The organism is Paucibacter sp. JuS9 (assembly GCF_044043925.2).
Taxonomy (GTDB): domain Bacteria; phylum Pseudomonadota; class Gammaproteobacteria; order Burkholderiales; family Burkholderiaceae_C; genus JAUASW01.
The window spans coordinates 4217789-4238179 of sequence record NZ_CP194172.1; the positions used below are offsets into that span (position 1 = coordinate 4217789).

The 20391-nt window shown below is 66.3% G+C and carries 15 protein-coding genes; 12 read left to right on the forward strand and 3 right to left on the reverse strand.

The window, feature by feature from the left end; genetic code table 11:
- Positions 1-41: 41 nt before the first annotated feature.
- Positions 42-572 carry a histidine phosphatase family protein gene (locus ABT392_RS18765; RefSeq protein ID WP_395384958.1) on the forward strand — a complete coding sequence of 177 codons (531 nt, stop codon included), beginning with the start codon at positions 42-44 and terminating at the stop codon, positions 570-572.
- Positions 573-582: 10 nt separating this feature from the next.
- Here ABT392_RS18765 and ABT392_RS18770 read toward each other — a convergent pair whose 3' ends face one another.
- Together ABT392_RS18770 and ABT392_RS18775 are read right to left on the reverse strand one after the other, a co-directional pair.
- The gene (locus ABT392_RS18770) at positions 583-2382 is read right to left on the reverse strand and encodes an ABC transporter substrate-binding protein (RefSeq protein ID WP_395384957.1); all 1800 of its coding nucleotides are present in this window, start codon (positions 2380-2382) and stop codon (positions 583-585) included.
- A 2-nt stretch (positions 2383-2384) separates the two neighbouring features.
- The gene (locus ABT392_RS18775; protein WP_334279649.1) at positions 2385-4226 is read right to left on the reverse strand and encodes an ABC transporter substrate-binding protein; all 1842 of its coding nucleotides are present in this window, start codon (positions 4224-4226) and stop codon (positions 2385-2387) included.
- Between the two features lie 219 nt (positions 4227-4445).
- On the opposite strand from ABT392_RS18775, the gene ABT392_RS18780 reads away from it, so the two are divergent.
- From ABT392_RS18780 to ABT392_RS18830, 11 genes are all read left to right on the forward strand, one after another.
- A complete protein-coding gene (locus ABT392_RS18780; protein ID WP_334279650.1) occupies positions 4446-5384 on the forward strand; it encodes an ABC transporter permease in 939 nt (312 codons plus the stop codon).
- Positions 5381-6424 (forward strand): ABC transporter permease, encoded by a 1044-nt coding sequence (locus tag ABT392_RS18785; protein ID WP_334279651.1) that lies wholly within the window; start codon positions 5381-5383, stop codon positions 6422-6424. The genes ABT392_RS18780 and ABT392_RS18785 overlap by 4 nt, the downstream gene beginning before the upstream one ends.
- A 5-nt stretch (positions 6425-6429) precedes the next feature.
- Positions 6430-8112, forward strand: a complete 1683-nt coding sequence (locus ABT392_RS18790; protein WP_395384956.1) for an ABC transporter ATP-binding protein — start codon at positions 6430-6432, stop codon at positions 8110-8112.
- A gap of 66 nt (positions 8113-8178) precedes the next feature.
- Positions 8179-9069 (forward strand): SPFH domain-containing protein, encoded by an 891-nt coding sequence (locus ABT392_RS18795; protein WP_334279653.1) that lies wholly within the window; start codon positions 8179-8181, stop codon positions 9067-9069.
- A gap of 82 nt (positions 9070-9151) precedes the next feature.
- Positions 9152-9361, forward strand: coding sequence for a type II toxin-antitoxin system antitoxin (locus ABT392_RS18800; RefSeq protein WP_334279654.1), 210 nt, complete (start codon positions 9152-9154; stop codon positions 9359-9361).
- 48 nt (positions 9362-9409) lie between these two features.
- Complete coding sequence (locus tag ABT392_RS18805; protein ID WP_395384955.1) at positions 9410-10024, forward strand: TetR/AcrR family transcriptional regulator; 615 nt, start codon at positions 9410-9412, stop codon at positions 10022-10024.
- Positions 10025-10111: 87 nt separating this feature from the next.
- Positions 10112-10237, forward strand: coding sequence for a hypothetical protein (locus tag ABT392_RS18810; RefSeq protein ID WP_334279656.1), 126 nt, complete (start codon positions 10112-10114; stop codon positions 10235-10237).
- Positions 10234-11115, forward strand: a complete 882-nt coding sequence (locus ABT392_RS18815) for an alpha/beta hydrolase (protein ID WP_334279657.1) — start codon at positions 10234-10236, stop codon at positions 11113-11115. Before ABT392_RS18810 ends, ABT392_RS18815 begins: the two co-directional genes overlap by 4 nt.
- Positions 11116-11253: 138 nt before the next feature.
- On the forward strand, positions 11254-13377 hold the full coding sequence (locus ABT392_RS18820; RefSeq protein WP_395384954.1) for a diguanylate cyclase domain-containing protein: 2124 nt from the start codon (positions 11254-11256) through the stop codon (positions 13375-13377).
- Positions 13374-15392 (forward strand): GGDEF domain-containing protein, encoded by a 2019-nt coding sequence (locus ABT392_RS18825; protein WP_334279659.1) that lies wholly within the window; start codon positions 13374-13376, stop codon positions 15390-15392. The genes ABT392_RS18820 and ABT392_RS18825 overlap by 4 nt, the downstream gene beginning before the upstream one ends.
- Entirely contained in the window at positions 15392-16996 is a 1605-nt protein-coding gene (locus ABT392_RS18830; RefSeq protein ID WP_395384953.1) for a SulP family inorganic anion transporter, read from the forward strand. Before ABT392_RS18825 ends, ABT392_RS18830 begins: the two co-directional genes overlap by 1 nt.
- 352 nt (positions 16997-17348) lie before the next feature.
- On the opposite strand, the gene ABT392_RS18835 is transcribed toward ABT392_RS18830, so the two are convergent.
- Complete coding sequence (locus ABT392_RS18835; RefSeq protein ID WP_334279661.1) at positions 17349-20330, reverse strand: TonB-dependent receptor; 2982 nt, start codon at positions 20328-20330, stop codon at positions 17349-17351.
- Between the last annotated feature and the right edge of the window lie 61 nt (positions 20331-20391).

Sequence of the window (20391 nt, forward strand, 5' to 3'; positions counted from 1 at the left end):
GCGAGCATACTGGCTCACAGATTGAATGTGAGGACGCCCGCATGAGGACTTTCCTGATCGCCTTGATGTGCCTGGCCGCTGGGCCTGCGCTGGCCGAACCTTCGCTGATCGTGCTGGCCCGGCATGCCGAGCGGGCCGAGGACGGCACGAAAGACCCATCGATCTCGGCAGCCGGCCAGGCGCGCGCGCAAGCACTGGCCGAGGCCTTGAAGTCGGCCGGCGTGCGCCACGTGATCACCACACATTACCGCCGCACCCAGCAGACGGCCGGGCCGCTGCTGACGGCGCAGGGCTTGAGCCCCAAGGTGTTCACCATCAAGCCAGGCGCGATGCCTGTGCATCTGCAGGAAGTCGCGGCTGCCGTACGCGAGCTCGACGGCACCGTGCTCATCGTCGGCCACAGCAACACGCTGGCGCCGCTGGTCAATGCCCTGGGCGGACCGGTGGTGCAGGAGCTGTGCGAAACCTCGTTCAGCCATCTCTTCCTGATGACGCCAGCGGCCGAGGGGCGCCGCCTGGTGCAGGCTCGCTATGGCGCTGTCGACCCGGCGCCGGAAGGTGCATGCCAGTAAAGCGAAGCGCTCAGTGCGGCTCGATGTCGAGGAACTGCCAGAACTCGTAGCGGAACAGCGGTCGGCGGTAGCCCACGACCCAGGGCTGCATCAGGTCCGGAATGATGCGGTGCACATGGGTCTTCAAGGGCATATAGGCCAGCTGCAGGCGCTTGACCTGCAGGAACAGGGCCTCACGCTCGGGGCCATCGGGCAGCAACTGCAGGCGCTCGTAGGCCCTGTCGAAGTCCGGCTGCTCGAAGCGCGACATATTGCGGTTGCCGATCTGCCGGCTGTACAGGCGCTGGATGCAGGCCGCACCATCGGCCTGCACCGCGGTATCAGCGAGGAACCACATCATCAGCTTGCCGGCGCGCGCCGATTTGAGGTTCTCCGGCCACTTGGCGGTGACGAACTTCAGCTTCACGTGGATGCGCGCAAAGCTGAGCTTCCATAGCTCGTCGTAGGAGCGTGACAGGGAGTCCGGCTGGGTAGCGAATGCTATCTCCAGCGGCTTGCCGTCCGGCAGCTCGCGCCAGCCGTCGCCATCGACGTCCTTGTAGCCATAGAGGTCGAGCAGGGCATTGGCCCGCGCCACGTCGAAGTCCGACATCTCGCTCTTGTAGGCCGGGTCGTAGCCACTGGTGTAAGGCATGACCTGCGACTGCGCCGGCACCGCCTGGCCGCGGCGCTGCAGGCGGATCTCGCGCTCCACGTCCCAGGCCAGCGATATCGCGCGGCGCAGTGCCACCTTCTCGGGCGTGTAGCCGCCCACCACCGGGTCCTGCATGTTGAAGAAGGTGAACACCGCATCCGCCGCCAGCGTGCGCGTCAGCTTGATGCCGCGCTTGGCCAGGTTGGGCGCCACCGTGCCATGTGGCAGCGCCACATTGACGAACTCGGGCGGCACACGGTCCATGAAGTCCTGCTCGCCATTGAGGAAGCTGAGCCAGCGCGGCTGCGACTCCTCGATGATGGCCAGCTCGACCCGGTCCACCATCGGCAGCCTGCGGCCGCGCAGCTTGGCAGCGATCACCTGACCTTCCACGTCATCCTTGGCCGGCTCGCTTTCGTAATAACGCTCACGGTAGCCGGGATTCTTTTCCAGCACGATCAAGGAGCTGCGTCGCCAGCGTGTGAGGCGAAACGGGCCGGTGCCCACCGGGTGCGCCATGATGTCCGTGCCATACGCCTCGACCACCTCGCGGGCCAGTGCGCCCATGCGGTCGTTCTGCGCCAAGGTCTGCACCAGGCGCGGCCGGGGTTGGGCCAGGCGGATTTCCAGCGTGTGGTCGTCGATGGCGCGCAAGCCTTCGATGGGCCGGTCGTAGTTGAAGGGTTTCTTCAGCTGCTGCGCTTCGCTGCGCAGCTCGCTCAGGCCGATGATGTTCAGCTCCTCGATGGCCGCCCAGCTGGGGCTCTTCACCGCCGGGTCGGCCATGCGCTTCCAGCTGTAGACATAGTCGGCCGCCACCAGCTCGCGCCGCCGGCCCTTGAAGACCGGATCATCCGCAAAGAAGGTGCCCGGCCGCAGCCGGATGCGAAAGACGCGGAAGTCGGCCGACACCTCGGGCAGCGCCTGCGCCGTCAGCGGCACGATGCGCGGCGGCATCGCCAGCGGGTCGTAGCCGTAGGGCGCTTCGAAGATGTGGCTGGTGACGGTCAGCGAATAGAGGTCGGTCAGTTGCGCCGGATCGAAGCCGGTCTCCGCCACGACAAAGGCATAGCGCAAAACCTTGGCTTGCGCAGCTGCCGCCTTCGCTGGCGCCATCCCAGGCATCAGGCCCGCAGCCATGGAGGCTTGCAGCAGGCGGCGGCGCTTCACGGCCATGTTCAGGAGCCCTTGCCGGTCTTCTTTGCCAGCAGCTCGGTGTCGATGTCGACGAACTGCCAGAAGTCGCGCCGGAACAGATTGCGGTTGTAGCCGACGAGCCAGGGCTGGGCCATGTCGGTGAAGATGCGGTGCACATGCACCTTGTAGGGCATGTAGGCCACCAGGAGGCGCTGCGCCTCGCGCATCGCGGCCTGGCGTTCGGGGCCGTCGGGCAACTGCTGCTGGCGCTGGTAGATCTCGTTGAAGGCCTTGAGGTTGAAGCGCGCATGGTTGGACTGCGCCGCGTTGGGCCCGTAGCCCAGGCCGAGGAAGTCGTCGCCGTCTGGCGTCGAGGCGCTCCAGCCGAAGCCCCACATCATCAGCTTGCCGGCGCGCGAGGCCTTGTTGTTCTCGGGCCATTGGGCAATCGTGAACTTGATGCGGATGTTCAGGGCATCCATGTTCTTCTGCCACTGCTCGATCAGGGCGCGGCTCTGGCTGTCGGACTGCGTGGCGTACTCCAGCTCCAGCGGGCTGCCGTCGGGCAGGTCGCGCCAGCCGTCGCCGTTCTTGTCGACATAGCCGTGCATGTCCAGCAGCGCGCGGGCCTTGGCGCGGTTGAACTCGCTCATCTCGCTCTTGAAGCCAGGCTCGTAGCCGAAGGTGTTGGGGCCGATCACGCCCTGACCCGGCACGCCCTGGCCGCGTCTCACAAGCGTGATCTCACGGTCCAGATCAACGCCCAGGGAGATGGCCCGGCGCAGCGCCACCTTGTCTGGCGTGTAGCCACCGACGACGGGGTGCTCCATGGCGAAGTACGACATCCAGGAGTCGGCGCGGGCATAGCGGATCATCTGCACGCCCTGCTTGGCCAGGTTGGGCGCAAGCTGGTTGTGCGGCATGGCGACGCTGGCAAAGTCCGGAGGAACCTCGTCGACGAAGTCGGCCTCGCCGCCCAGGAAGCTCAGCCAGCGCGGCTGGTTCTGCTCGATCACCGAGATCTCGACCCGGTCCACCAGCGGAATGCGCCGGCCCTTGAGCTTGGCAGCCTGCGCCTGCAGGCGCGCATCGTCGGCGGGCGGCTGCTCGTCGTAGAACACTTCGCGGTAGTTCGGGTTCTTCTCGAACACCATGCGCGAGCTGCGCCGCCACTCGGCCAGGCGCCAGGGGCCGGTGCCCACCGGGTGCTGCATGATCTTGTCGCCGTAGTGCTCCACCACCTCGCGCGCCACGGCGCCCATCAGCGGGTCGGCGAACTGGTAGACGAAGCGTGGGTTGCCGATCCTGGTGCGCACCTGGAAGGTGTAGCGGTCCAAGGCCTTCAGGCCCTCGATCGGATGGTCGTAGTCAAATGGCTTCTTGGTCTTCAGCGCCTCGGCACGCAGCTCGTTCAGGCCCAGGATGCCGACCGGCTCCAGCTGGTAGAGATTGGGGCTCTTCCAGCGCGGGTCGAAATGGCGCTTGATCGTGTAGATGTAGTCGGCCGCGATCAGCTCGCGCTTCTTGCCGCCAAAGGCTTCATCGTCGACAAAGAGAATGCCCGGCTTCAACCTGAAGGTCAGGGTCTTGAAGTCGGCCGAAATCTCGGGCATCGCCGCCGTGGTGCCGGGCCGCAATTGCGTGGGCCGGGCCAGGTAGGCGAACTGCAAGGGCGTCTCGAACATGCCGGAGGTCACGATGCGCGAATACAGGTCGCTGACCTGGGCCGGGTCAAAGCCGGTTTCTGCCACGCGGATCGCATAGCGCAAGACCTTCCTGGGCTCGGGCTTGCTTTGCTGGGCCTGCGCCGCGGCCAGGGGCAGGCATGCCAGCAGCACGCAGACCAGGCGATGTCGAAGCGTCTCAAACGTCACGGCATTCATCTCATCGAGGCTAGGGGAAGCGCGCAGTCTAAGGCGAGCAAACGCCCCACCATCGGCATGGCCTCTTGCCAGTTCGGCATGGGTCCGGGAAAGCCCGGAGTTTGCGCGGGTGAACCCTAGGAGGCGCTGCACTAGACTGCGCCAGATTCGAGACGGGCCCCGCCCACCGCGCTGGTGGCGGGGCCTGCCTTTCCCGCTACCCCTGGAGGCTGTACAGCAATGGCGGCATACCTGATACGGCGCCTGTGGCAAATGATTCCGACCCTGCTCGGCGTCGTGCTGCTGGTGTTCTTCCTGTTCAAGTTCTTCGGCGACGACCCGGCCGAAATCCTCGGTGGCCAGAACGCCAGCGCGGCGCAGATCGAAGCGATCCGTGAACAGCTCGGCCTCAACAAGCCGGTCTGGGAACAGCTGCGCATCTACCTCACGCAGATCGTGACGTTCGACTGGGGCAAGAGCTGGGCGACCAGCGAATCGGTCGCGAACCTGTTCAAGACCCGCCTGCCCGCCACCCTGACCGTGACCCTGCCCATCCTCTTCCTGGAGGTGGTGCTCGCGATCCCGTTCGCGATGGCCGTGGCCTACCGGCGCGGCAGCCTGACCGACCGCGCCGTGATGGTCATCACCACGGTTGCACTGTCGGTGTCGCTGCTGGTCTATGTGATCCTGGCCCAGTACTTCTTTGCCTTCCGCCTGGGCTGGTTCCCGGTGCAGGGCTGGAGCGACAGCGTCTGGACCAATCTGACGACGTACGCACCGCTGCCGATCCTGATCGTGGTGACGGTGGCGCTGGCGCCGCAGATCCGGCTCTACCGCAGCTTCTTCCTCGACGAGATCGGCCACGACTACGTGCGCACCGCGCGCGCCAAGGGCCTGAGCGAGCGCGTGGTGCTGCTGAAGCATGTGCTGCGCAATGCCTTGATCCCGATCCTCACCAACATCACGGTGCTGGTGCCCGGCGTGCTGGTGGGCAGCTTCCTGATCGAGGTGTTCTTCTCCATCCCGGGCCTGGGCCGCGAGATCCTGCTGGCGGTCAATCGCAATGACTATCCGGTGATCCAGGCCTTTGCCATCTACCTGGCCATGCTGACGATGAGTGTGAACCTCCTGACCGACCTGCTCTATCGCCTCGTCGATCCACGGGTGGTCCTCAAATGAGCGCGGTCCTCACAACGAATGCGAAGCCGGAACGCTCGCGCGGCGTCTGGCATGCGGCCGGACGCCGCCTGCGGGCCGACAAGGTGGGCATGGTGGCCATGGCCATCGTGGTGTGCTTCCTGATCCTGGTGCTCGCCACAGGCCTGGGCTGGATTGCATCGGACTGGCAGGAAGAGAAGGGTGTGCCCAACGCGCCACCCACGCTGATGGGCCCGGCGCCGCCGGAGGCCACCGGCGTGATCGTTTCGCCCAAGGGCCCGAACGTGGACCTGAGCGACATCGACCCGCTGGCGCCCAAGTACAAGGAGTGGGCCGAGCGGGCCAGCCAGTTCAAGACCACGGAAGTGGTCAAGGCCGAGACCCTGCCCTTGGGTGGCGACCGCCTGGGCCGCCATGTGCTCGCCAAGGTGCTCAAGGGTGCCGAGGTGTCCATCATGGTGGGCCTGCTCGCCGCGCTGGTGGCCACGCTGATCGGCACCGTGCTGGGCTCGATCTCGGGCTTCTTCGGCGGACGCATTGGCGACTTCATGGAGTGGGTCTACAACGTCTTCACGGCGATGCCCAACATCCTCCTGATCTTCTCCTTCGCGGTGATCTTCGGGCGGGGCGTCGGCTCGGTGGTGATGATCCTGGGCCTGACCGGCTGGACCGGCACCTACCGCCTGGTGCGTGCCGAATTCATCAAGCACCGTGGCCGCGAGTACGTGCGCTCGGCCGAGGCGATTGGCGCCTCCAGGTTCTCGCGCATGTTCAAGCACATCCTGCCCAATGTCTCGCATGTGGCGCTGGTGCAGCTGTCGCTGAGCGTGGTGAGCTTCCTCAAGAGCGAAGTGATCCTCTCCTACCTTGGCCTGGGCGTGGGCGTGGACCAGGTCTCCTGGGGCACGATGCTGTCGGAAGCGCAGGGTGAACTGATACTCGGCTATTGGTGGCAGCTCGCCGCCGTGGCCAGCTTCATGGCTGTTTTCGTGACCGCCTTCGCGCTGTTCACCGATGCCTTGCGCGATGCGCTGGATCCGAAGCTGCGAGGCCTGGAATGAGCGAGATGCTGCTATCCATACAAGACCTCAAGGTCGCGTTCCGCATGGGCCGCGTCGACGGCCAGATGCAGCGCCAGCAGGCGGTCAAGGGCGTCAGCTTCGACATCCCGGAGAACTCGACCGTCGCCCTGGTTGGCGAGTCGGGCTCGGGCAAGAGCGTGACGGCGATGTCCATCTTGAACCTCCTGCCCAGCAATGCCGAGCGCAGCGGTGCGATCCTGTTCCAGGGCCGCGATCTGCTGCAGGCAAGTCAGCGCGACTTGCAGTCGGTGCGTGGCCGCGAAATCGCCTGCGTGTTCCAGGATCCGATGAGCTCCCTGAACCCGGTGTTCGACGTGGCCACGCAGATCTGCGAGCCCTTGATGAAGCACCTGGGCATGAGCCGCCGGCAAGCGCTGGTGCGCGCCGAGGAGCTGCTGAACGAAGTCGGCATCCCCGAACCCAAGCGCCGGCTCAAGGCTTATCCGCATGAGATGTCGGGCGGCCAGCAGCAGCGCGTGATGATTGCCGTGGCACTCGCCTGTGGCCCAAAGCTGCTGATCGCCGATGAGCCCACCACGGCGCTCGACGTGACCATCCAGCGCCAGGTGATGGAGCTGCTGGCCCGGCTGAAGGAAAGCCACCACATGAGCCTGCTCTTCATCTCGCACGACCTCGGCGTTGTTGGCGAGATGTCGGACCAGGTCGTGGTGATGCGCCATGGCGAGGTGCGCGAGAAGGCGCCTGTGGCGCGCATCTTCGGCGCACCGCAAGACAGCTACACCAAGGCCTTGCTGGCCTGCCGCCCAAGCTTGACCGAGAACCCCGCGCGGCTGCTGGTGATCGACGATCACATCGCCGGTCGAAGCGCTCAGAGCGCGGCCAAGCCCAAGGACCCGGATGCACCGGTGATTCTGGAGGCGCGCGGCCTGAAGAAGAGCTTCTTCTTCAAGACCGGCCTGTTCGGCAAGACCGAATTCAAGGCCGTGAAGGAAGTGAGCTTCAAGCTGAGGAAGGGCCACACGCTGGGCGTGGTCGGCGAGTCGGGTTCGGGCAAGACGACGATGGGCCTGACCCTCTTGCGCCTGCATGAACCGAGCGGCGGCGAGGTGCTGTTCGAGGGTCGCGACCTGCTCAAGCTCAGCGGCAACGAGTGGCAGAAGATGCGCCGCCGCATCCAGGTGGTGTTCCAGAACCCCTATGCCTCCCTGAACCCGCGCTTCACCATCAGCCAGACCCTGGTCGAGCCGATGGAGATCCACAAGATCGGCGCCAATCACGCTGAGCGACTGGCCACGGCCAGCGCGCTCTTGAAGAAGGTGGGCTTGGACGACTCGGCGCTCGCCAAGTACCCGCACGAGTTCTCCGGCGGCCAGCGCCAGCGCATCGCCATCGCGCGCTGCCTGACCCTGCAGCCCGAGGTGTTGGTGCTGGACGAAGCGGTCTCGGCGCTCGACGTCTCGGTCCAGGCCCAGGTGCTCAATCTCCTGAAAGACCTGCAAGACGAGTTCGGCCTCAGCTACATCTTCATCAGTCACGACCTTGCCGTGGTGAAGTTCATCTCCGACGAAGTGCTGGTGATGCAGAACGGCGACGTGGTCGAGCAGAACCACACTCAGGCGCTGCTGGCCGCGCCGCAGCAGGAGTACACGCGCAAATTGTTGGGCGCCGTGCCGAGGGGCTATCAGGGGGCGCTGGCCACGAGCTGAAACCAGCGCTTGCAATTGCGGGCAGGTGAAATTAAAGTGATATCACCTTTTAGAGGAGATATCACGATGAGCAACACCACAAGCGGCCGCCGCGAGACCGCAGCTCTTACGGCCAATGGTTATTCGGCCCTGCTGGTCGCCCTGGCGCTGGCCGTTGCCGGCGGCCTGCTGATGTACCGTGGCATCGGCAACCCGATGCCCATGCTGATCGCCATCCTGTTGATCGCCGCTGCAGTGCTGACGGTGGCTGGCCTCTACATGCTGCAACCCGGCGAAGCCAGCATCCTGACGCTGTTCGGCCACTACAGCGGCACCGACCGCAAGGACGGCCTGCGCTGGGCCAACCCGCTGGCGATGAAGCGCAAGATATCGCTGCGCGCGCGCAACCTGAATGCAGCGACGCTGAAGGTCAACGACAAGCGCGGCAACCCGGTCGAGATCGCGGCTGCGCTGGTCTGGCGTGTCGAGGACACGGCACGTGCCGTGTTCGAGGTCGACGACTTCGAGACCTATGTGCGCATCCAGGCCGAGACCGCGATCCGCCACCTCGCCTCGCAATTTGCCTATGACGAAGGCGACGACACCAACAGCGGCGAAACCACGTTGCGCGCCGGCCAGGACGAGGTGGTGCGCGAACTGGTCAAGGAGCTGCAGGACCGCTGTGCCGAAGCCGGCGTGACCGTGGTCGACGCCAAGATCACCCACCTCGCCTATGCGCCCGAGATCGCCCAGGTGATGCTGCGGCGCCAGCAGGCCGAAGCCATCATCAGCGCCCGCAAGAAGATCGTGCAGGGTGCGGTCAGCATGGTCGAGGAGGCGCTCAAAGGCCTGTCCGAGCGCGACATCGTCGTGCTGGACGACGAGCGCAAGGCCGCCATGGTGTCCAACCTGCTCGTGGTGCTGTGCTCCGACAAGGAGACGCAGCCCATCGTCAACGCCGGCACGCTCTATAACTGAGTCGGGGGGTCAGGTCATGCGCAGGGTTCTTGTCTTGATACTGATCGCTGTCGCGGCCGACGTCGCCGCCTGAAAAGAAGCCATGGCCAGCCCCGACAAGAAAAGCTTCGCCCTGCGCCTGGACCCCGCCCTGTGGGCCGAGATCGAGCGCCTGGCCGCGCAAGAGCTGCGTTCGGCCAATGCCCAGATCGAGTACCTGCTGCGCGAGGCGCTGGCCCGGCGTGGCATCAAGCCCGAGCTGAACCCGGCCAAGCGCGGCCGGCCGCCGAAGGAAGACGGTGAATCCCCCTGATATGCAACGGGGCTTACGACTTCGCACGGTCGTGCTAAAGTCTTCGCCATGGAAGCCGCCAAGACCGAACGCAGCGAACTGACCCAGAGTGCCATCGTCGATGCCGCGCTGGAGATGGCCGCGCTCGACGGGCTGGACAGCCTGAGCATCGGCGAGGTCGCCAAGAGGCTGAACCTGTCCAAAAGCGGCGTGTTCTCGCGCGTTGGCTCCCGTGAAGGCCTGCAGCGCGCGGTGATGGCGGAGTTCGAGCGCCGTTTCCAGCAGGACGTGCTCTTGCCGGCCCTGCGCGAGCCTCGCGGCCTGCCGCGGCTGGACACGATGATGAAAGCCTGGCTGGAGCGCGTCTGCCGCGCCGGCCCGCGGGGCAGCTGCCTCTATGTGGCCGGTGCCTTCGAGTTCGATGACCGCGACGGCCCGATGCGCGAGCTGCTGCTCGAAGGCGTGCAGCGCTGGCGCAGCGTCTTGCGCCGCAGCATCCTGCAGGCCAAGGACTGCGGCCACCTGAAGGCAGACACCGAAGTCGAGCAGCTGGTGTTCGAGCTCGACGCCCTGTTCACGGGCCTGCTGCGCGAGGCCCGTTTCCTGCGCAACCCCGAAGTCATGGCGCGCGGCCTGGCCGCCTATGAGCGCCTGATCTCCCACTACCGTCCCACCGGCGCCTGAGTTCCATGAAGACCCAGGGCGCGTTCCTGCTCGATGTCTTTTCGCACGGTCGTGCGCAAACACCGAGTCAAGCCTAAGGAGGCTGTCATGTTGATTCCGCTGCTGTTCCTCGTCGTCATCGCCACGCTTGCCCGCGGTGCCCTGGCCCTGCGCCGCCTCTGGCACGCATTGCCTCGCGACAACCACGACTTTGCCCTGGAGGAGCTGCGATGAGCCCCGGCGCGGCCAAGGCCAATCCGGCCAGCCTGTTCTACGCCGGCGGCGCCACGGCCGCCTTGCTGCGCCAGGGTTTGCGGCTGGCCCAGGCCATGGGCCCGCGGCTGGGTGGCGCGCTGGCGCTGCGCTTGTTCTGCAGCCCGCTGCCGCCCAAGTTCCTGGGCCGGCTCGCCCTGCCAGCTCCCTGGCTGGCCGAGGACTGGGCCTTCGAAGGCAGCCATCTGCGCGCCTGGCGCCATGCCGACGCGTCCGTTGACAGGCCGCGGGTGCTGCTCGTCCATGGCTGGGGCGGTCGGGCGGCCCAGATGAAATCGCTCGCCGACGCACTCTGGCAGCAAGGTTTCGACCCGGTGCTGCTGGACATGCCGGCCCATGGCCACAGCGGCGGCTGGAGCAGCCATCTGCCGCAATGGCGGCGAGCGCTCTTCGTCGCAGCTTCGCGGCTCGGCCCACTGCACGGCATCGTGGCGCATTCGCTGGGCGCGGTCGCCACACTCAGCGCTGCGGCGCGCGGCCTGCCTGTCAGGCGCCTGGCGCTGCTGGCCACCTCAGCGCCGCCAGCCACGGTGCTGGGCTGGTTCGGCCACGCATTCGGCCTCGGCGAGAAAAGTCGCCATGATTTGCGCAAACGTCTGGAGCACTTGAGCGATGGTCCGCTGGAACAGTTCGAACCGGCCTGGCTGGGCGCTCACCTGCAGCAGGCGGTGCTGCTGATCCATGACGAGCAGGACCGCGCAGCACCACTGGCGCATGCGCGTGCGCTGGACGAAGCCTTGCCTCAGGCGAGCTTGCTGCTCAGCAGCGGCCTCGGCCATCGCAGGGTTCTGGACCATATTTCACATCTGGCGGCGGTATGTGCACATCTTCGGGGATAGCCCGGGTCGGGGTGCGGGCGGGCTTCACTACACTCGCCCGTGTCCGCAGCAGCAATAAAGCTCCAAAAAACCAAGCAGACCCCGGTTGGATTGGCGACGTGCCTGAAGCGCAAAGCAAGCAGGCCGATAGCCCGTTCGATGAGCATGGCCCTTCCAGTGTCAGCCCCCACCGTCACGAACCGTCGGCCATCGCCGCGGAGGCCCGCCCATGCCTTGGCGGGTTTGTGCTGCGCGCTGCTGGTGCTGGGTTGCCAGCCGAGCACCGACAAGCCGGCTGAGCCGGCAGCCAGCGCGAGCGCTGCTTCGCTTGTCGGCAGCGACAAGCAGCTCGATGAAGCGGTGGACCGTATCGAGCGCAGCGCGCGCGCGCGTCCGCGCGAACACCTGAAAGAACTCGCCCTCCTGCAGGCCAAGACGGCGCCGGGCAGTGACGAGCGCCTGCACCTGCTGGGGCTGCGCGGCGAAGTGGCCGGCCTTTCCATCGATCGCGCCAGCATCGAGCAGGTCGTGAACGAGCTGGACCAGTGGCCCAACGCCAAGTCAGCCGCCGCGGCCAAGGTCGTGGCCGCCACCACCCTGGCCCGATTCCATCGCGAGCGCGGCGACCTGCGCGAAGCGGTCAAGGTCCTGCGCCAGGCGCCGGCCGAGGGCGTCGCCGCCGCCCCCATGCTCCTGCAGCTGCGCTACCAGCAGCTGCGCTCCTTCGCCGAATCTGACGCCGGCAACCTCGACGCCTCGGTGATGGCCGCAGACAAGGCCTTGAAGCTGGCCGAGCGCAGCGGCCAGATCTGGCGCAAGGTCCTCGTGCTGGCCGACATCGCCAGCCTCTACATGCGCTCGCAGCAGCCGGAGCGCGGCAAGCAGACCATCGAGGAAGCCGTGCGGCTCGCCGAGAGCGACCCGGCTCCGGATCCGATGACCCTGAACCAGGTCCAGACCGCTCGCGCCATCGTCTACAGCCTGGTCGACGACCTCGTCACGGCCCGCAAGTCCTTCGAGAAAGCGCTGGAGTATTCGACGCAGGCCGGTGCGCCCGGTGTGATCGCGCTCAACCTGGCAAACCTGGCAGACATCCACCTGCGCCAGAACCAGTTCGCCCGCGCCCTGGAGCTGGCCACGCAAGCACTGCAGCTCGCGCGTGAGGCCCACCAGCTGAGCGCCGAGTCGCTGTCGCTGCACAACAGCGGCATCGCCAAGATCGCGCTGAAGCGGGTCGAGGAAGGCAAGCAGGAAGTGCGGCAATCCATCACCATGGACGAGCAGCAGGGCGCGATCTCGATCGCTGCCGACGGCTGGGCCGAGCTGGGCACCTATCTCGAGAAGGCCGGCGACTGGGCCGGGGCCATCGATGCCCATCATCGCTATCGGGAGCTGATTGACCGCGTACTGCGCGAGGAATCACGCAAGACCGTGCTGGAGCAGCAGGAGCGCTACGACGCCGAGCAGCGCGGCAAGGAAATCGAGCTGCTCAATCGCGGCAACAGCCTGAAGGCCGAGCAGATCCGCGCCCGCGACCTGCAACTCAAGCTGTGGGCCGCGCTGGGCGGCTGCATCGTGCTCTCCGCCGCCCTGCTGGGCCTGGCCTACCAGCGCATCCGCAAGACCAACCAGGCGCTGGCCACCAGCAACGAGAGCCTGAAGATCCAGAGCGAACGCGACCCGCTGACCGGCCTGGCCAATCGCCGCCACTTCCAGGCCGCCATCAAGCGCCTGGCTTCCAAGGGCGGTTTGTCGGGCACCGTGTTCCTGATCGACATCGACCATTTCAAGCGCATCAACGACCAGCATGGCCACGCCGCCGGCGACTCGGTGCTGATCGAGGTGGCCCGCCGCCTGCGCGCCGCTCTGCGCGAAGACGATCTGGTGGTGCGTTGGGGTGGCGAGGAATTCCTGATCGTCGTCGAGACGCGTGACCCGGCCACGGCCCAGCACCTCGCCCAGCGCCTGCTGGACCTGATCGCACAACCGGCGGTCCAGCACGGCAACCTGCGCGTGCCGGTCACCGCCTCCATCGGCTTCGGCAGCTTCCCGCTGGCGCCCAATGAATTGCTGGTGGACTGGGAGCGCGCCATCGACCTGGTCGACACGGTCATGTACATGGCCAAGGCCCATGGCCGCAACCGCGCCTATGGGATCGAACGGATGGACGTGACAGACGAAGCCGCGCTGCAGACGATCTCCACCCGCATGGAAGCGGCCTGGCATGAGGGCCAGGTCGGGCTGAGCGTGCTGCAAGGTCCGCCCGGGGAGAGCCGGCTATGAGGCGCACCTGCGCGCGCGCGCTGCTGCCGCTGGTGGCAGCCCTGCTGCTGAGCCCGTCCGCGGCACAGCAGCCGACCACGGCCCAAGAGCTGGACAGCCAGCTGATGGCACTGATCCGCGAAGGGCTGGACCGCCCCGACAAGGCACTTGGCCGCCTGGAGGAGCTGCGCAAGGACGGCACCCTGCCCGCCGCGCTCGACTATGCCGAAACGCGGGTGCTGCTGGATGCCGGCCGGCTTGAGGCCGCCGACCAGAGCGCCAAGCGCCTGGCTGGCTTGCCGGCCCAGGCAGGACGCCTGCAAGTGCTGCGCGCGCTGATCGATGACCGCCGTGGCAATGCCGAGGCCTCGCTCGCCAGCGCCACCAAGGCCGTGGAGTTGCTGGGCCCGGGCTGCCCGGTGAATGAGGAGCGCGCCGCCATTGAGCGCGGCGCCTGCGACTACCGGCCGCTGTGGTCGGCCCTGCGCCTGCTCGAAGCCGCCAAGCGAGGCGGCGGTGCCTTGACGCAGGCCGTGGAACTGTCCAAACGCGCGCTCAATCTGGCGCAGGCGGGCCCGGACCTGAGCATGGTGGTCTTGAGCGCCGGCTCGCTGGCCCTGCTGTACCAGTCGCTCGATCAGCCCGAGCCCATGCAGCAGGCGCTGGACCGAATGACGGCAGCGGCCGAGGGCGATGCCCAGCGCATGTTCCAGGCCATGACCTACCAGGCGGTGCTGGCCGGGCGGGGCGGCAACAAGCAGGCGCAATTGCAGTTCCAGCTGCGCGGCCTCGAATTTGCCCAGCAGGCCGGTGCGGTCCGTCAGGTCGCACATGCCCAGGCCAATCTGAGCGACTACTACATGCACCGCGGTGAGCCGGCACGGGCGCTGGCCATGGCCCGCACGGCATTGCCGGTGGTGCTGAGCTTCAAGGACCGCAGCATGGAGCGGCTCCTGCGCCACAACATGTCGGTCGCCCTGATCCGCCTGCATCAGCTGGAGGCCGCCAAGCGCGAGATGGCGCAGGTAGAAGTCCTGCGCCAGACCCAGCCCGATCTGGCCGGCCGAGCGCGCGAGTTGCGCGAGCTGGGCGAGGCGATGGCCGAATCGGGTCAGCCCCGCGAAGCAATTGCCGTCTTCCACGAGGAACGTGCGCTGACCAGCAAGGCCAACGAGCGTGCCCGCGAAGCCGCCCTTGAAGCGCTGCGCCTGAAGTACGACAGCGCCCGGGGCGAGCGCGATCTGGAGTTGCTGCAACGCGACCGCAGCCTGAAGGACCAGGAACTCGCCAACAGCCGACTGGCCCAGCAGGTGGGCATCGCCGTCGGCGTGCTGCTGGCCTTGCTGGTGGTGCTGGGCGGCGTGATGGTGCGCCGCGTCCAGGTGGCCAACAAGAACCTCAAGGCCAACGAAGCGCTGCTGCGCGCCCAGAGCGAACGCGACCCACTGACCGAGCTGGCCAACCGCCGCCACTTCCTGGCCGTGATGGAGCAGCAGGCGGCCAACCAGTTCGACGGCGCCCTGCTGATGGTCGACATCGACCACTTCAAGCACGTGAACGACCGCCATGGCCACGCGGCCGGCGACATCGTCATCTGCGAGGTGGCCCGTCGCATCTCGCATGCCGTGCGCCAGCAGGACCTGGTCGTGCGCTGGGGCGGTGAAGAGTTCCTTGTGTTCGCGCCCGGTGTGGCCCAGTCGCAATTGCACGGCCTGGCCGAGCGCATCCTGTTCAGCGTCGGCGCCGAACCGGTGACGACCGAAGACGGGCCGCTGTCCATCACCGTCTCGATCGGTTTCGCCCATTTCCCCTTGCCGCCGATGCGCCTGGCCCTGCACTGGGAGCAGGCGGTCAACTGGGCCGACATGGCGCTCTACACCGCCAAGTCGCAAGGCCGCAACCGCGCCATGGGCATCGCCACCGTGGACGCCAAGGACAGCGACACGCTGCAGCAGATCGAGGCCGACTTTGACGCCGCCTGCTCCTCGCAGCGGGTCAGCCTGCAGCAGATCCTCGGCCCGCAGCGCGAGGGCTGATGTTCAGCCCGGCCAACTCCTGGCGCGACTATTCGCGCCGGCTCCTGCGTGAGGATTTCAGCGCCGCCCTGGTGGTCAGCGTGCTGCTGATTCCGCAAAGCCTGGCCTATGCGCTGCTGGCCGGCCTGCCGCCGCAAGTGGGGCTCTACGCCAGCCTCTTGCCGCTGCTGGCCTATGCCTTCTTTGGATCAAGCCCGGTGCTGGGCATCGGCCCGGTGGCCGTGCTGGCGCTGATGATTTCGCAGGCGCTCGGCGCCTTGCCGGCTGGCGTGAGTCCTGCCGAAGGTGCCCTGGTGCTGGCGGTGGAAGTGGGGCTCCTGATGCTGCTGGCAGCAGCACTGAGGCTGGATGCCCTGGCCTCGCTGCTGAGCGTGCCCGTGCTGCATGGCTTCGAGACCGGAGCGACGCTGTCGATCGCACTGTCGCAACTGCCGCCACTGCTGGGCAGCCCGGGAACCGCGCAGCTCCTGCAGATCGAACCAACGACCACCCTGTTCGGCGTCGCTGCGCTGACCCTGCTGGTGCTCGCGCGCCGTTCCTTGAGCGGCCAGGCGGCCCGGTTTGCGCCATTGGTCATCCTCCTGCTGGCGCTGGGCCTGGCCTGGGGCTTCGAGGTGCAGGGCCGGGGCGTGGCCGTGGTGGGCATCCTGCCGCCGCTGCATCTGGGCCTGGCCTTGCCGCGGCTGGACGGCGAGATCTGGAGCGCCTTGCTGCCGCATGCCTTGTTGCTGGCGCTGATGGCCTATGTCTCCAGCCTGGTGGTGGCTGAATCGCTGGCGCGCCGTCGTGGCGAGCGCGTGGACGCGCGGCGCGAATTGCTGGGCCTGGGCGCGGCCAACCTGGTGGCCGGCTGCAGCGGTGCGATGCCAGTGGCCAGCAGCTTCTCGCGCAGCGTCCTGATGCACGACGCCGGCAGCCGCTCCCGCATGACCGGCGTCTTCGTGGCCGTCCTGATGGGTCTGGCCGCCTGGCTCCTGGCCGAGCCACTGGCCTGGATGCCCAAGGGCGTGCTCGCCGCCACCATCCTGGTCGCCGTGCTTTCCGGCCTGCGGCTTCAGCCCTACCGCGAGGCCTGGCGTTTCTCGCGGCCCGAAGCCTTGCTGATGCTGCTGGTGACACTGACCGTGCTCGCCTGGAGCCTGGCGGCAGCGCTGGCACTCGGCGTGGCCGGCTCGATTGCCTTGCTGCTGCAACGCACGGCCCGCCCGCATGTGGCCTTGATCGGCCGCGTCCCCGGCACCGAACACTATCGCAATGTCGACCGGCACCAGGTCGAATGCCGGGCCGATGTGCTGGGCCTGCGCATCGACGAGAGCCTGGTCTTCACCAACGCGCGCAGCCTGACGGACGTGGTGCAGCTGCATGTCGACCATCATCCCGGCACGCGCCGGGTGGTGCTCCTGATGTCGCCGGTCAACAGCATCGACTTCTCCGGCCTCGAAGCGCTGCGGGAACTGCAGACGGCCTTGCAGCGCCAGCGGGTGCAGCTCGATCTGTCCGAGGTCAAGGGCCCGGTGCTGGACCGCCTGCGCGCTGGCGGCTGGCAGCAATGGTTCAAGGGCCAGGTCTTTCTCAGCCATCACCAGGGCATGAGCGGCGACTGAGAGCCTCCGGGCCAGGCGGCCGACAACGGCACATTGCCGTCTTTCATGATGGCTCGAAGATCAGGCCGCTTGGGCACTCTGTTGCGTTCGTGTCCCCCGGCCTTCGGCCTCCTCCTCTACCTCACTCCACAGAGCGCCCAACCGTCCTGATCCGCACCGCGCGTCGCCTTTGTCGAGGCACATGCCCGCTGGCGGCCTGCTCATCGACCAATCCAAACACCAGAACACGAACGGCCGCAACATGCCGAGAGCTGCCCACCCAGATCGGCGATGAACAACAAAAAGCCGCCCCGAGGGGCGGCTTTCAGCATGTCAAGGCAGCACCCGGAGGTGCCGCTCTTCAGGCTTCTACTTAGAACTCGTAGCGAGCAGTCAGGCGCACATAACGCGGTGCCTGGAAGCGGCTCGGGCTCAGGTAGTTCTGGTTCAGACGGTACGGAGCGGTAATGCCAGTGGCCTGGTCATAGTCGCGCGTTTCGTTCAGTTCCAGAGCGGTCTGCGAGTTGAACACGTTGAACACGTCAGCCTGCAGCGTCAGCTTGTCGGAAGCCCACTTCGGGGTGTACGACAGTTGCAGGTCGATCTGCGTGGACCACGGCGTACGGCCGGCGCTACCGCGCGGGATCAGGGCGACTTCCGTCGCGCTCTTGCGGCAGTAGTACGACGACGGGCTGGACTTCCAGGTTTCGTCATAGTCCGGCACCGTGTTCGGCACGAAACCGATACAGCTGTACGGACGGCCCGACGAAATCGAGGCGTTCAGGCCGGCGCGGAACTCGTCGGTCAGCGCGTAGTTGCCGTAGATCTTGACGACGTGGCGGCGGTCATTCGGCAGGTAGCCATAGGCACCGTCGGTGAACGAGCCGAAGTCAAAGTCTTGCGTCAGGCCAGCGTCTTCCTGGTTCAGCGTCGACTGCACATAGCCTTCGGCCGTGCCCTTGCTCTTCGACCACACGTAGGACATGTTCACGCCCCACTTGCCGTCAAAGGGCTTTTCCAGGCTCAGTTCGAGAGCGGAGTACTTACGCTCGTACTTGGCGAGGTTGAAGTACTTGGCCGGGATGTTGACAACGGTGTAGGTGCCGTTGTTTTCCAGGTCCATGGCGACGCTCACGTCCTTGCCAGGATTGACCATCAGGCAGGGTGCCAGCGTATGCGAGTCGAAGTTCGTCTTGCCGTTGTCGGCGGCCCAGTTGACCATCGGATAGTGGCCGCAGAAGTCGTCCATGCCGTCCTGGATGACGCGGTACGTACCCTTCACGCCAGCGGTCCAGCCCTTGGCCACGACCTTCTGGATACCGAGGATCCATTCGTCCTGGCTCATCGGGTTCAGGTTGGTCGCGGCAATGGTGCGCGGATCCGGTTGACGGCCGTCGGAGTTGACGACGGTGGAGCCGATCTGGGTCAGGCCCGTCGGAGCGCCCGTCTTGGCATCGCGGCCGGTGTAGCGGTACATCGCTTCCGTGCTCGACTCGCCGCGCGTTGCGCGGATGTTGGTGTTCGAGGCAACAGGAATGAAGTAGCGGCCAGCGTTACCGTACAGCTTGATCGACGAGTCACCTGCCATGTTCCAGGCGAAGCCCAGACGCGGAGCGATCAGGTTGGTGGCCTTGATGAAGCTGACGCCGGCGCTGTTGTGGTTGTCGAAGGACTCGGAACGCAGGCCACCGTACAGCAGCAGGTTGCGGCTGGCTTGCCAGCTGTCTTCCACGTAGGCCGTGTTGTTGGTCAGGTCGTACTCGCCGCTGGTCTGGTCCGACGTACGCAGGCGAACGTAAGGCGTGTTGCCTGGCAGTGCCACGCCATAAACCGTGCCGCCGGCAGCCGGCGTCACGAAATAGCGCCAGTACTGGCCGCCCGAGTAGCTCGAGCCACCGGCTTGCGACGACGTGAACTTCACGTTGTCCAGACCGGCACGGATCGTGTGCGAGCCCAGGTTGTATTCGATGTCGAAACGCGACGAGACGCGCAGGTCGCGGTCAGGCTTGGCGTTCGGGTCACGACCCGGCGTGCCGGGGAAGGGCTCGACCCAGCAGCCCAGGGCCACCAGAGCGCCGACTTCGTAGACGGTCGGGCACTCGGCGCCGCCGGTACGGGCACCGCTGTACACACCCAGGTAGTCGCTGACGCGACCGTACAGGGCCGACACCGTCAGGTTGTCGGTCATGTAGCCGGTGTAGCGCAGGATGCCGACGTCGCCGCCGCCCTTGAGCTGGCTCTTGGCACCCACACCGTCATGCGACGGGCTGTAGTTGACCGAGTTCTTGTAGTCCGTGTAGTCGACGGAGCTCTTGGTGTCGATCGCGGTCAGCTCGAAGCGGTGGTCGTCGCTCGGCGTGAAGTCGACCTTGACCATGCCGCGCGGGCGGGTGTTCTCGGTAACGGTGCTCTGCGTCGTGCCGTAGGTGTCATTCTTGATCGAACGACCTTCGACCAGGCCGAAGATGAACAGCTTGTCCTTGATGATCGGACCGCCGGCATACACGTTCAGGTTCGTCGAGGAACGGGTGTTCTGCGACTGGAACAGGTAGTAGGCATTCGGACGATCAGCTTCCTTGTCGCGCACGTCGGTGCCGCTGGAGCGCAGGGCCGAAGGCTCCATGTACAGCGAGCCGCCAACCTTCCATTCGTTGGTACCGCGCTTGGAGACCTGGTTGATCACGCCACCCAGCGAACGGCCGAACTCGGCGCCGTAGCCGCCGGACTTGACCTGCAGCTGAGCAATCGCGTCGAACGGCAGTTGCGCGTAGGACGTGAAGTTGCGGATGTTGGTAACGTCCAGGCCGTTGATGAAGTAGCCGTTTTCAGCCACCGACGCGCCATTGAACGAGGGCAGCGTGCCGTCGCCGATGCCGGCGTCGCCAGCGACCACGCCCGGAGCCAGCAGGGCCACCGAGTTGACCGCGCGTGCCACCGGCAGCGCTTCGACCTGCTTGGCCGAGAAGACCGTGTTGGTTTCGACGCTGGAGACGTCGATGGTGGTGCGGCGGGCCGAGCCGACGATGTCCACGCGTTCCAGCGCTTCAGCGTCGAGCTTGACTTCGGTACCGGTACCGATGTTCACCGTGACTTCACGGGTCTTGCCGCCGGAGACGATCTGGTAACGGCCAGGAGGCAGCTTGCCGAAGTTGAACGCGCCGGACTTTTCCACCGTCGTTTGACGACGCAGACCGGTTTCCATGTTGACGATGGAGACCGTGGCACCCGCCGTGGCGCTACCGAAAATTGCGCCTTCAGCGCTCTGGGCATATGCCACGCTGGCCATGCACAGGCTGGCTGCCGCCGCCAAGATCGACTGGCGCATCACCACCGTCGACCGCTTTGCTTGTTTCATAGAGGATCTCTCCAGGAAGAAAAAAGGTGTGCCCCTGTGACTAGGTTCATGTCCCATAAGT